The sequence below is a fragment of the Curtobacterium sp. PhB142 genome, assembly GCF_004341255.1.
GTDB lineage: Bacteria > Actinomycetota > Actinomycetes > Actinomycetales > Microbacteriaceae > Curtobacterium.
In genome coordinates, this window is the sequence record NZ_SLUT01000005.1 from 278,455 (window position 1) to 291,130 (window position 12,676).

Consider the following 12,676-nt stretch of genomic DNA (forward strand, 5'->3'; position numbering starts at 1 on the left):
CTGGTGCAGCTCACCGTACAAGAGTTACTCTCTTTGAGTAAGTAGGCACCTCACGGTGCGTATCGGAGCGCGTTCGTCACGGAGGCCAGGCCAGATGTCAGCACTCGAGTACAGCCCCTACGCGGCCGACTGCCCCAGTCGCCAGCTGCTCGACCGCATCGGCGACCGGTGGAGCGTGCTGACGATCGGCACCCTCGCCGACGGGCCGCAACGGTACTCGGCGATCGCGAACCGGGTGCAGGGCGTGTCGCAGAAGATGCTCACGCAGACCCTCCGGGCACTCGGGCGGGACGGACTCGTCACCCGCACGGTGTTCCCCGAGATCCCGCCGCACGTCGAGTACGAGCTCACCGATCGCGGGCGGTCGCTCCGCCGGGTGCTCGAGCCGCTCGAGGCGTGGGCCACTTCGCACATGGACGACGTCGCGGTGTCGCGCGTGGAGTACGACGCGCGCTGACCTGGCGCGGCGGGCGCGGGCGGGGCGGGGGGCGCTTCGTGAGCAGAAATGGTCGGGTCCGCCGAACGCACCCGACCATTTCTGCTCACGAAGTGCCGCCACGCCCACACTCGGAATCCCCGACGGCGGCGAGTGGTTGCCTGGGGACATGCGATCGATCGTCTACACGAAGCCCGGTGACAGCAGCGTCCTCGAACTCGTCGAGCGGGACGTCCCCGAACCCGGCGCCGGCGAGGTCCGCGTCCGCGTCGTCGTCTCCGGCGTGAACCCGACGGACTGGAAGGCCCGGGCGGGCGGTACCTACGGCGACGGACTGCCCTTCCCCGAGATCACCCCGAACCAGGACGGCGCCGGTGTCGTCGACGCGGTCGGCCCGGGTGTCGAGGACCTCGCCGTCGGTGACCGCGTGTGGCTCTTCATGGCCGCCGCCTCGCGCCCGACCGGGACTGCTCAGGAGTACACCGTCGTGCCGGAGACCCGAGCGGTCCGCCTGCCCGACGAGACGAGCTTCGACATCGGTGCTTCGCTCGGTGTCCCGGCGATGACCGCGCACCGCGCCCTCACGACGCACGAGGACGGCCCCGCACGACTCGGCCCCGGTGCGCTCGACGGCGTCACGGTGCTCGTCGCCGGTGGTGCCGGAGCGGTGGGGCACGCGGCGATCCAGCTCGCCCGTTGGGCCGGCGCGACGGTGATCACGACGATCAGCTCGGACGACAAGGCCGCACTCGCCACCGCGGCGGGTGCCCACCACGTCGTGAACTACCGGCAGGACGACGCCGCGGCTCGCATCCGCGAGATCGCGCGGGACGGCGTCGACATCGTCGTCGAGGTGTCGATCCCCCAGAACGCCGAACTGGTCGCCAACGTCCTCGCGAACCACGGCGTCGTGTCGATCTACGCGAACAACGGCGGCGACGAGGCCACGCTGCCGATCCGCCCGAACATGAGCGTGAACGCGCGCTACCAGTTCCTGCTGCTCTACACGATCGGTGACGAGGCCCTGGCCGCAGCAGCCGAGGACGTCACCGAGGCGCTGCACGACGGCGTGCTGCCGGTCGGCGCGGACGCGGGACTGCCGCTCACCCGCTTCGACCTCGCCCGCACCGCGGACGCGCACGACGCCGTCGAGCAGGACACCGTCGGCAAGGTGCTGATCGACGTGCCCCAGGCGTAGTAGCCCCGACGCCCAGACGACGAACGGCTCCCACACCCGTGGGAGCCGTTCGTGGTGGACGATGCGGGAAGGGTCAGCGACCCAGGCGCGCGGCGATGGCTGCGGCGACCCGGATCCGGGCTGCTTCGCGCTCGCGCTCGATGTTGGCGGCGATGACGTCGAGGTCTTCGTAGTCGGCGTCGGTGGTGGTGTCGTTCCAGTTCGGCGATGAGATCCGGGCACGCCCGAACGACGGCGGAGCAGGGTTCACGGTCGTCATGAGGGCATCGTACGTCGAGCGTCCGACAGAGCGTGTGAGCATCACGGGCCTTTCCTTGGATTGCGGTCGCGCTCGGGGAACGAGTAGGTCAACGAGAACGCCACGGCCATGAACGACGCCATCATCGCGATGTTCTTGGCGTCGAGTTCGGTGAAGGCGTCGGGGACCGGGGAGTCGACGGTGAGCATGCCGAACGAGTACTGGTCGGACCGGATCACCACCGAGACGTACGACGAGTAGCGCGGTTCGAAGCCCGGCACGTCCTGGTCCACGTCGACGTCGGCCGAGCGGTCGCCGACGATCCGGGGTGATCCCCCGACCAGCACCCACTCGAGGTTGCGGTCGCCGTAGGGCGTGCCCGCGCGGAAGACCCCGGCGGTGTCGCCGGCACCCCCGTGACCGATCGGCTCGAGCGCACGCAGATCGGTGGACAGCTGGTACACGTTGGCCCGGACGTCGGGCACCTTCGGCAGCAGGTAGAACGCCAGGGCCACGGCGACGCGGTCAGCGACGACGGAGAGTTCGCCGTGGCGCTCGGAACGGGGTAGTTCGGTGAAGCGGACGAGCCGAGTGGCGATCTGGCCGAACGCGTACCGGACCGCCGTCGACTGTTCGAGTTCGGCCCCGGTCGCGTTCTCCTCGGCCACCGCCCGCGCAGCGTCGCTGCGTCGGGTCCGGACCACCTGCACCGCCACGGCACCGGCCAGCACGACGAGCCCGAACACGACGAGCGACAGTCGGACCGCCGGGGTGACGAACAGGTTCGGCAGCTGGAACGCCGCAGTGGGCGCGGCCGCCACCACGATCGGCCACCCGACCGTGCCGACCCGTCCTGAACGCTGTTGCCCCATGACCACGACGCTAGGTCACGCCACCGACGCAGACGGAGTTGTCCACAGGTCGGTTCTCCACAGGATCTGTCGGCCTCCACCGGCCCGTCGCACGCACCTGGTAAGCAAGACCCATGACCGATGCCAGCACGCCAGTTCCCGGATCCAGAGCCCTCGTCCTGGGTGGCGGAGGTGTCGCCGGCATCGCCTGGGAGGTCGGCGTCCTCACCGCCCTGCAGGACGCCGGCGTCGACCTCGACGCCGCAGACCTGGTCGTCGGCACGAGCGCCGGCAGCGTCGTCGGCGCCTTCGTCCGGAACGGCGCGGTGCAGCAGGCGTACGACCAGCAGCACACCCCCGCACCGACGACCTACGTCGAGCCGCCGGCCATCGACACCGACGCCGTCCAGCAGCGGATCGGTGCCGCGCTCGAGGGCGCGACCGGCGAGCAGGACGCCCGCGCCCGCCTCGGCCTCGCCGCCCAGCAGGTCACCGACGGACAGTCCGACGACGAGCGCGCGGCGACCTTCACCGAGACCCTGCCGTCCACCGACTGGCCGGCGAAGCCGCTCGCGATCACCGCGGTCGACGCCACCGACGGCACGTTCCGACTGCTGACCGCGGCCGACGGCGTCCCGCTCCCCCGTGCGGTCGCCGCGAGCTGCTCCGTGCCCTTCGTGTGGTCGCCCGTCGGCATCGAGGGCCGACCGTACGTCGACGGCGGGGTCCGCTCCGGCACGAACGCCGACGCCGCCGCCGGACACGAGCGTGTCCTCGTGATCGCCTGCGGTCCCGAGGGTCCGTCGCCGGTCGGCCCGTGGCTCGACGTCGCGGTCGAGTCGCTCCGCGCCGGCGGCAGCTCGGTCGAGGTCGTCGTGGCGGACAGCACCGCGCAGGAAGCCTTCGGCACGAACTCGCTCTCGCTGGCCACCCAGGCGCCCTCGGCCGAGGCCGGCCGCGCCCAGGGCACGGCGGTCGCCGAGCAGATCGCCGCCTTCTGGGCCGATGACCTGGTGAGCGTGGTCGCATGACGACGCCGTTCTCCGACCTCGACCAGTACATCGCGCTCCCCCGGGTCGACGGGATCGCTATCAGCCCGAACGGTGAGCGCGTCGCCCTGACTGTCAGTGCGCTCGACCCGGACCGCACCGGGTACCGGCGCTCGATCTGGCAGGTGCCCGCCGGCAACGACACCGAAACGAACGCCGATGCCGACGCAGCGGGCAGCGCCGCAGCCGGTACCGCGGTCCGCCTCACCCGTTCCGCCAAGGGTGAGGGCGGCATCGCCTTCACCCGCACCGGCGACCTGCTCTTCGTCTCCGCCCGCCCCGACGCCGATGCCACCGACGCCGACGCCGCCCAGCTCTGGGTCCTCCCGGCGGCCGGTGGTGAAGCGCGCCCCCTGACGCGGCTCACCGGCGGGGTCGGCGGCGTCCTGGCGACCGCTGCGGCCGCCGACACCGCAGCGCTCACCGCCGACCTGCTGCCCGGCGCCGGTACCGACCCGGCCACCGTGGTCGACGCCGACGCCCAGCTCCGGAAGGCCCGCACGGACAAGAAGGTCCGCGCGATCCTGCACGAGACGTACCCGGTGCGGTACTGGGACCACGACCTCGGGCCGGCCCAGACCCACATCCTCACGCTCGACCTGGCCGAAGGCCAGACCGAAGACCACGCCGAGGACGCAACCGCGCTCCCCCGCCTCACCGACCGCACGCCGGCTCCCGGCCGGTCGCTGGACCACGTCGCCGGGGCACTCACGCCCGATGGTTCCGTCCTGTTGGCAGCCGTGGGTGTCCGGGAGGCCCGTGGGGACCGCTCGACGCTCGTCACGATCGACTGCACCAGCGGCCACCACTCGGTGCTGTTCGACGACGCCGACGTCGACCACGAGATGCCCGCGCTGAGCCACGACGGTCGCACGATCGCCTGGGTCCGGACGGTGCGCTCCACCCCCGCCGGTGCGAACCAGCAAGAGGTCTGGACGGCCGGCATCGACGGGTCGGACCCGCGCCGCATCGCCACCGACTGGGACCGCTGGCCGAGCGAGCTCGTGTTCGAGCACGGCGACCGAGCGCTGCTCGCCGTGGCCGACCAGGACGGCCGGGCACCCGTGTTCCGCATCCCGCTCGACGGCGCAGCCGTCGAACAGCTGACCCACGACGACTGGGCGTACTCGAGCCTGCGCGTGGCGGAGGCGACGGGCGCGGTCGTGGCGCTCCGGGCCTCCTGGGCGGCACCGCTGCACCCCGTGCGGATCGCGACGGACGGCGAGGTGACCCCGCTCGCGACGCCTGCGCCCCTGCCCGAGGTCCCCGCGCACCTGGAAGAGGTCGAGACGACCGCGGCCGACGGCGCGCGCGTGCGCGGCTGGCTGGTCGTGCCGGAGGGTGACGGGCCGCACCCGCTGCTGCTCTGGATCCACGGCGGACCGCTCAACTCGTGGAACCAGTGGTCGTGGCGGTGGAACCCGATGCTCCTGGCGGCGCGCGGGTACGCCGTGCTGCTGCCGGACCCGGCACTGTCGACCGGCTACGGGCTCGACTTCGTGAACCGTGGGTGGAACGCGTGGGGGCAGGCGCCGTACACCGACCTGCTGGCGATCACGGACGTGGTCGAGGCCCGAGCGGACATCGACGAGACCCGCACGGCGGCGATGGGCGGCTCGTTCGGCGGCTACATGGCGAACTGGGTCGCCGGGCACACCGACCGCTTCCGCGCGATCGTCACGCACGCAAGCCTGTGGGCGCTCGACCAGTTCAACGGCACCACGGACTCGTCGCAGTACTGGTCGTCGATCTTCGACGCCGCCGGCATCGAGGCCAACGACCCGCACCGGTTCGTGGCGGACATCACGTCACCGATGCTCGTGGTCCACGGCGACAAGGACTACCGGGTGCCGATCGGCGAGGGGCTGCGACTGTGGTCCGAGCTCGCCGAGCACCACGCGGCCGACGACGGCACGATGCCGCACCGGTTCCTGTACTTCCCGGACGAGAACCACTGGGTGCTCTCGCCGCAGCACGCCGTGGTCTGGTACGAGACGGTGTTCGCGTTCCTCGGGCAGCACGTGCTCGGCCAGGAGTGGGAGCGGCCGGAGCTGCTCGGGTAGCGCGGGCGTGGCGGTCGACCCGGAACGACACGATCGACGTCGCACGACATCGAGAACGTCGTTCCGGGTCGGATCCACCCGACCGACCCGATCCGGGCGGGCTGCTAGACGAAGGCGGCCTGCCCGGTGATCGCCCGACCGACGATGAGCGTGTTCACCTCGCGGGTGCCCTCGTACGAGTAGATCGCCTCGGCGTCCGCGAAGAACCGGGCGACGCCCTTGTCGAGCACGATGCCGTTGCCACCCTGCACCTCGCGGCACCAGCCGACGGTCTCGCGCATCTTCGCGGTCGCGAACGCCTTGGCCATCGCGGAGTGCTCGTCGCCCCCGACACCGGCGTCCTGCATGGCCGAGGCCTGCGTGCAGAGCGCGATCGAGGCCGTGATGTTCGACAACGACTTCACGAGCAGGTCCTGCACGAGCTGGTGCGACGCGATCGGCTTGCCGAACTGGATCCGCTCGCGGGCGTACGCGAGCGCCGCGTCGTAGGCGCCGACCGCGATGCCGACGGCCTGCCAGGCCACCTCGGTGCGGGTCAGACGGAGCACCTCGGCGGTCGACCGGAACGAGTCGGCGCGCTGGAGCCGACGCGATTCCGGCACGCGCACCCCCTGCATGACGATGTCGGCGTTCTGCACCCCACGCAGCGCGATCTTGTCCTCGATCTTCGTGGCAGTGAAGCCGGGGGTGTCCGTGGTGACCAGGAAGCCCTTCACCTGTTCGTCGGCGACGTCCTTCGCCCAGATGACGACGACGTCGGCGAAGGTGGCGTTGCCGATCCAGCGCTTCTCGCCGTCGAGCACCCACGTGTTGCCGTCGCGGCGGGCGGTGGTGCGCAGGCCACGGGCGGAGTCGCTGCCGGACAGCGGTTCGGTCAGGCCGAACGCCCCGATGACCTCGCCGGCCGCCATGCGCGGCAGCCACTCGCGCTGCTGTTCCTCGCTGCCGGCGACGGCGATCGAGTTCATCGCCAGACCCGACTGCACGCCGATGAACGTCGCGACGCTGGCGTCGACGCGTCCGAGCTCGAGCGCAGCCCACCCGCGGTACACGGCCGAGTTCTCGAACTGGCGCACGAGCGGGATCCCCGGCCCGTACATGCCCAGCTCGGCGAGGGGCGCGATCACCTGCATCGGGAACTCGGCGCGTGCCCAGTACCCGTCGGCGATGGGCGCGACCTCGCGCTCGAGGTACTCGCGGAGTCGCCCGATCGACGCGCGCTCCGGCTCGGTCAGCTGCTGTTGGAAGCCGTAGAAGTCCGATTCGAGGAGGCCCGTCGTGGGCGTCAGCGTTGACATGGAACCAACGATGCATCATTCTCGAAAACGTTGCAAGGGAGGACCGCGTGTACACATCGGATTCTGCGCTGCGCGCCTTCCGGGAGGCTCGCCACACGTTCATCGACGGCTCACGGATCGACATGGGCGCGTTGGCTGCCGCACTCGGCGTGGACCGTACGTCACTGTTCCGGTGGGTGGGCAACCGTGACCGGTTGCTGTCCGAGATCCTGTGGTCCCTCGCAGTCCCGACGCTCGACCGGGCGTCCCGCGCTGCCGACACGATCGGGTCGTCCGGAGCGGCGCGCATCGTCGACGTGCTCGACCGGTTCACCGCCGACCTCATCGAGGCCACCTACTTCCGCGCCTTCCTGACCCGCGAACCCGCGCGGGCGATGCGCCTGCTGACCACCTCGGAGAGCGACGTGCAGAGCCGGTTCGTCGAACGGGTCACGGCGCTCGTGGTCGAGGAGCAGTCGTCCGGCGAGTTCGATCCGGCCCCGTTGTCCGCCGAAGAGCTCGCGCGGCTGCTCGTCCGGATCTCAGAGTCGTTCACCTACGCTGAGTTCATCTCCGGTGAGGCCCCCGACCCCGTCCGGGCACGCGCCGCGTTCGAGTACGTGCTGCGCCCCGCCGCCGATCACGCCACACCCGCACCTCCGATCGGAGACCGATGACCATCGACGAGTACCCGTTCCGCCGCCTCTACCCCACGCGCTGGAACGACAACGACATGTTCGGGCACGTCAACAACACGATCTACTACTCGGCGATGGACAACGCGTCGACGTACTGGTTCCGCGAGGAAGCGGGTCTCGACCCCTTCACGTCGGAGTGGATCGCGGTGCTGGTGTCGTCGAGCTGCCGATTCGTCGAGTCCGCCGTCTGGCCGGACGTCATCGAGGTCGGGATGCGGTCCAAGCACCTCGGCAACACGAGCCTGTCGTGGGAGTTCGGCCTGTTCCGGCAGTCCGACGGCGCGCTGCTCGCCACCGGCGAGTTCGCGCACGTCATCATCGACCGCGAGGGCGCCCGCCGACCGATCCCCCTGCCGGAGTCGCTGCGCGCGCTCGTGACCGGCACGATGGTCGCGCAGGAGCCCGCCGTCGCCGACTGACCCCGCGCGCCGTCGCCCGACACCGACGCGGCGCCGCCGCTCGGGCGCCGACCCTGCCCACCTCGGCGCACAACCAAAGTGCCCTCGAACCGCGCAATCGCGTGGCTCGAGGGCACTTTGGTTGTGCAGGCCGGATCGGGACCGGGCTCCGGGGGCTGGCGCAGCGAGAAGGTCAGGGGCGGTAGTCGTCGCGGCTCGGCTGGTTCAGCCGCGCGGCGAGGTCGTCGCCCGCTGGCTTCGCGCCGTTCAGGGTCCCGAGCACCTTCGCCACGGTCGACAACACGAAGCCGATCCCCCGGCCGATGGCTTGCACGAAGCGCATGACGTCCCCTCTCGTCACCCCATGCTAGCCCGCGGCCCGAGGACTGCTCAGGACTTGAGGGCAGCGAGCTCGAGGTTGATGTCGTCGGGGTCCTGCACGGACAGGATCACCATGCCGGCGTCACCGAGGTCGGTGACCTCGCCGTGCTCGACCCCCGCGGCGTCGAGACGTGCGGCCGCCTGGTGCAGCTCGTCGACGGATCCCACGACGAAGCTGACGTGGTCGAGGCCGACGGTGTCCGGGTCGAACGTCTGCCCCGCCGGAGCGACCGGGCGGAGACCGAAGACCTGGTCGCCGAGCCGGAACACGGAGCCGCCGTAGAAGCGCTCGCGGTCCTCGCGCACGCCGGGCTCGTCGACCTGGTCGCTGAAGTCGATCGCCGGGTCGGTGCCGAGCAGCTGCCGGTAGAACGCCTTGCTGCGGTGGATGTCGGTCACGGTGACGCGGACGTGGGCAAGGGCGGTCGGGCGTGCGAACGGTTCGGTCATGGTGGAGCTCCTCCGGGTTCGACCCGACGCAGGGCTGTCGGGTGCGCGCCGTGGTTGCGACGCGCACCCGAGGCAACCCCTGCCACCTCGGTGCATCCCGACAGCGTGCGGCGACCGGACAGCGGCGCTCGACCCGAACGCCAGCGCCGCGGTCCGGTCAGATGAGCTCGTCGGTCAGGTGGTTCGGCGTGCCGAAGCGGTGCGCCGTGATCGAGACCGCCTGCTCGCGGACGAACGGCAGGATCTCGAGCCGCCCGGCCTCGGTCACGGGGCCGCCGTACACCGCGACGTCGGGACGCCCGCCGATCGCCGAGTACAGCGCAGAGGTGTCGCCGCCGATGAGCCGGACACGGGTCGACGGCCCCGCCGCGATCGACGACGCGAAGGACTCGTCGGAGACCGACTGCGAGACGGACCGGACGATGGGCAGCGAGCGGAGCGCCGATGCGACGGGTGTCGGCAGCGCGGCGGCCGTCGAGACGTCGATCGTCGTGCCGGCCCGGAGCGCAGCCGCGACGACGCGGACGAGGTCAGGAACAGCATCCTCGTCACCAGAAGCCAGGCGCACCTGCACCGACGGGAACGGCAGGTACCGCGCGATGTTCCGCTCGGCGCTCAGGGCCGAGACGTCGGTCGCGGTGCCGAACAGCGTCGACCAGGCCTGCTCGTCCGACGCCAGCGACCGGTCGAGCACCGGCGAGGTGCCCCCGGCCGCACGGACGAAGGCGCTGACCGGAGCGGAAGGAACGGACGCAGCAGTCGACGCAGCAGGCGCCCACGACCCGAGCCCGAGCAGGTAGTTCAGCCCGCCGGCCTTCGTGCCCGCGCCGACGGCCGACTTCTTCCAGCCACCGAACGGCTGCCGACGGACGATGGCGCCCGTGATGCCGCGGTTGACGTAGAGGTTGCCCGCCTGGATCCGCGACAGCCAGGTGCCGATCTCGGCCGGGTCGAGCGAGTGCAGGCCCGAGGTCAGGCCGTAGTCGACCTCGTTGACGATGTCGATCGCCTCGTCGAGGGTGTCAGCGGTCATCATGCCGAGGATCGGGCCGAAGTACTCGGTGCGGTGGAACTCCGAGCCGCGGCGGACGCCCTGGCGGACACCGGGGCTCCAGAGCTTGCCGGTCTCGTCGAGCTGCTTCGGCTCGACGGCCCAGGTCTCCCCCGCACCGAGCGTCGTCAGGCCGGCGAGCAGCTTGCCCGATGCCGGCTCGATGATCGGGCCCATCTGGGTGGTGGGGTCGGTCGGCGAGCCGACGGTGAGCGAGGACACGGCGTCGAGGAGCTGGTTGCGGAAGCGCTTCGACTTCGCGACCGAGCCGACCATCACCACGAGCGACGCGGCCGAGCACTTCTGGCCGGCGTGCCCGAAGGCCGAGGCGACGACGTCCTTCACCGCGAGGTCGAGGTCCGACGACGGGGTGACGATCACGGCGTTCTTGCCCGAGGTCTCGGCGAGCAGCGGCAGGTCAGAGCGGAACGAGCGGAACAGCTCTGCGGTCTCGTAGGCACCGGTGAGGATCACCTGGTCGACCATCGGCGAGGCGATGAGCTGCTGGCCGAGCTCGTTCTCGGACACCTGCAGGAACGCGAGCACGTCGGCCGGGGCCCCGTGGGCGTCGAGCGCGGTCTCGATGATCGAGGCGAGGACGGCCCCGGAGCGCTCGGCGGGCGGCGCCGGCTTGAGGACGACGGCGGACCCGGCAGCGAGTGCGGCCAGCGTCGAGCCGGCGGGGATCGCGACCGGGAAGTTCCACGGCGGTGCGACGAGGGTCAGCGTGGCCGGGGTGAAGGTCGCACCGTCGAGGTCGTCGAGCTGGGACGCGAGCGAGCCGTAGAAGTGTGCGAAGTCGATCGCTTCGGACACCTCGGGGTCGGCCTGGTCGATGGTCTTGCCGGTCTCCGCGGCCATGACCTCGATGAGTGCTGCGCGGTTCGCCTCGAGTGCGTCGCCGACGGCGTGCAGCACGGCGCCACGAGCGGCACCGGACCAGGTCCCCCAGACCGCACCGGCGGCCTGGACGCGAGCGAGCGCCGAGTCGAGTGACGCGGCGGAGTCGACCCGGGCCTCCTGGACGGCGCGGACGCCGAGCGTCGACGACGCGATCCGGTCCGTGATCGCCGACCCCCACTGGCGCACCGGCGCGACCGACGGGTCGCTGTCCGGCGTGTTCTCGAACCGGCCGGGTCCGGGGCGCCCAACGGCCGCGTAGCGGTCGGCGACGCGGTGGGACGCGGGAGCGGCGAGGCCCTCGGGTGTGGCGAGCGGCACGAGCGAGGCGCGGAAGCGTTCTTCTTCGCGGGCGAACAGCGGCGGCGACGACACCAGCGAGAAGACCGCGGACATGAAGTTGTCCTGCGAGGCGCCTTCTTCGAGGCGGCGGATCAGGTACGCGATCGCGACGTCGAACTCGCCGGGGTGGACGACCGGCGTGTAGAGCAGGAGGGAACCGACCGTGTTCTTCACTGCCGACGCCTGGCCCTGCGCCATGCCGAGCAGCATCTCGAACTCGATGCCGTCCCGCACGCCCCGCTCACCGGCGAGCAGCCACGCGTGCGCGACGTCGAACAGGTTGTGCCCGGCGACGCCGACGCGGACGTTCTCGACGCGCGACGGCGTGAGTGCCCAGTCGAGCACGCGCTTGTAGTTGGTGTCGGAGTCCTGCTTGGTGTGCCAGGTGGCGAGCGGCCAGCCGTGCACCGAGGCCTCGACCTGCTCCATGGGCAGGTTCGCGCCCTTGACCAGGCGGACCTTGATGCCGGCACCACCACGGGCCCGGCGAGCGGCGGACCACTCCTGCAACTGCTCCATCGCGGCGAGGGCGTCGGGCAGGTACGCCTGCAGGACGATGCCGGCTTCGAGCCCGAGGAACGCAGGCTCGTCGAGGAGCTTCGTGAAGACCGCGATCGTCAGGTCGAGGTCCTTGTACTCCTCCATGTCGAGGTTGATGAACTTCGCCGGGGTCGAGGCCACGGCGCGCTCGAACAGCGGGCGGAGCTGCTCGACGATGTCGTCGACGGCGTGGTCGAACGCCCACGGCGAGTGCGGGTGCACGGTCGACGAGACCTTGATCGACACGTAGTCGACGTCGTCGCGTGCCAGGAGCTTGTGCGTGCCCTCGAGCCGGCGCGCGGCCTCGCGCTCGCCCAGCACGGCCTCGCCGAGCAGGTTCACGTTGAGCCGGACGCCGTCCCGCTTGATCTTGGCGATGGCGGGCCCGAGCTTCGAGTCGGTCGCGTCGACGATGAGGTGGCCGACCATGCCCCGCAGCACTCGACGAGCGATGGGCACGACGACGCCCGGAAGCACCGGTGCCATGCCGCCACCGAGGCGCACGAGTCCGCGCATCGCGGCGGGCAGGAACCCGGGGGCACCGGGCGCGATCTGCCGGAGCTTGCGCGCGGCGACGGCGAGGTCTTCCGGGCGGACGACGCCGTCCACGAAGCCGACGGCGAAGTCCAGACCTGCGGGGTCGGCGAGCACCCCGGCGAGCTGCTTGGCGGAGCCGTCCACCGGGAACGACTCGGCCTCGGCCAGCCACTGTCGGACGAGTGCGACGGACTGGTCCGCCAGCGCGTCGTGGTCGGTGGCGGGGTGCTCCTGCAGGGTCGTCATGGGATCAGTGTGGAGGCCCGG

General features: G+C 71.3%; 12 protein-coding genes. 6 read left to right on the forward strand and 6 right to left on the reverse strand.

Annotated elements, in window-relative coordinates; translation table 11 throughout:
• Positions 1 to 94: 94 nt before the first annotated feature.
• Positions 95 to 457: a helix-turn-helix domain-containing protein gene (locus EDF31_RS12105; RefSeq protein WP_131846281.1), complete on the forward strand. Its 363-nt coding sequence runs from the start codon at positions 95 to 97 to the stop codon at positions 455 to 457.
• A gap of 148 nt (positions 458 to 605) precedes the next feature.
• Complete coding sequence (locus EDF31_RS12110) at positions 606 to 1,634, forward strand: NADPH:quinone reductase (RefSeq protein WP_131846282.1); 1,029 nt, start codon at positions 606 to 608, stop codon at positions 1,632 to 1,634.
• Positions 1,635 to 1,707: 73 nt separating this feature from the next.
• Here EDF31_RS12110 and EDF31_RS12115 read toward each other — a convergent pair whose 3' ends face one another.
• Both EDF31_RS12115 and EDF31_RS12120 read right to left on the reverse strand, forming a co-directional pair.
• On the reverse strand, positions 1,708 to 1,893 hold the full coding sequence (locus EDF31_RS12115; protein ID WP_123312988.1) for a hypothetical protein: 186 nt from the start codon (positions 1,891 to 1,893) through the stop codon (positions 1,708 to 1,710).
• A gap of 41 nt (positions 1,894 to 1,934) precedes the next feature.
• A complete protein-coding gene (locus EDF31_RS12120) occupies positions 1,935 to 2,744 on the reverse strand; it encodes a GAF domain-containing protein (RefSeq protein WP_123939195.1) in 810 nt (269 codons plus the stop codon).
• A 113-nt stretch (positions 2,745 to 2,857) separates the two neighbouring features.
• On the opposite strand from EDF31_RS12120, the gene EDF31_RS12125 reads away from it, so the two are divergent.
• Both EDF31_RS12125 and EDF31_RS12130 read left to right on the forward strand, forming a co-directional pair.
• Complete coding sequence (locus tag EDF31_RS12125; RefSeq protein ID WP_131846283.1) at positions 2,858 to 3,754, forward strand: patatin-like phospholipase family protein; 897 nt, start codon at positions 2,858 to 2,860, stop codon at positions 3,752 to 3,754.
• A complete protein-coding gene (locus EDF31_RS12130; RefSeq protein WP_131846284.1) occupies positions 3,751 to 5,835 on the forward strand; it encodes an alpha/beta fold hydrolase in 2,085 nt (694 codons plus the stop codon). Before EDF31_RS12125 ends, EDF31_RS12130 begins: the two co-directional genes overlap by 4 nt.
• A gap of 104 nt (positions 5,836 to 5,939) precedes the next feature.
• On the opposite strand, the gene EDF31_RS12135 is transcribed toward EDF31_RS12130, so the two are convergent.
• Positions 5,940 to 7,133, reverse strand: a complete 1,194-nt coding sequence (locus EDF31_RS12135) for an acyl-CoA dehydrogenase family protein (RefSeq protein ID WP_131846285.1) — start codon at positions 7,131 to 7,133, stop codon at positions 5,940 to 5,942.
• Positions 7,134 to 7,180: 47 nt separating this feature from the next.
• Between EDF31_RS12135 and EDF31_RS12140 the strand changes: the two genes are divergently transcribed.
• Positions 7,181 to 7,789: a QsdR family transcriptional regulator gene (locus tag EDF31_RS12140; protein ID WP_123292424.1), complete on the forward strand. Its 609-nt coding sequence runs from the start codon at positions 7,181 to 7,183 to the stop codon at positions 7,787 to 7,789.
• On the forward strand, positions 7,786 to 8,229 hold the full coding sequence (locus EDF31_RS12145) for a thioesterase family protein (RefSeq protein ID WP_123292423.1): 444 nt from the start codon (positions 7,786 to 7,788) through the stop codon (positions 8,227 to 8,229). The genes EDF31_RS12140 and EDF31_RS12145 overlap by 4 nt, the downstream gene beginning before the upstream one ends.
• Positions 8,230 to 8,401: 172 nt before the next feature.
• Here EDF31_RS12145 and EDF31_RS19970 read toward each other — a convergent pair whose 3' ends face one another.
• The 3 genes from EDF31_RS19970 to EDF31_RS12155 all read right to left on the reverse strand — a co-directional run bounded on the left by EDF31_RS19970 (position 8,402) and on the right by EDF31_RS12155 (position 12,655).
• Positions 8,402 to 8,551: a hypothetical protein gene (locus EDF31_RS19970; RefSeq protein ID WP_165901403.1), complete on the reverse strand. Its 150-nt coding sequence runs from the start codon at positions 8,549 to 8,551 to the stop codon at positions 8,402 to 8,404.
• A 47-nt stretch (positions 8,552 to 8,598) separates the two neighbouring features.
• Positions 8,599 to 9,039 carry a VOC family protein gene (locus EDF31_RS12150; protein ID WP_131846286.1) on the reverse strand — a complete coding sequence of 147 codons (441 nt, stop codon included), beginning with the start codon at positions 9,037 to 9,039 and terminating at the stop codon, positions 8,599 to 8,601.
• Positions 9,040 to 9,196: 157 nt separating this feature from the next.
• Positions 9,197 to 12,655: a bifunctional proline dehydrogenase/L-glutamate gamma-semialdehyde dehydrogenase gene (locus EDF31_RS12155; RefSeq protein ID WP_131846287.1), complete on the reverse strand. Its 3,459-nt coding sequence runs from the start codon at positions 12,653 to 12,655 to the stop codon at positions 9,197 to 9,199.
• Positions 12,656 to 12,676: the final 21 nt, after the last annotated feature.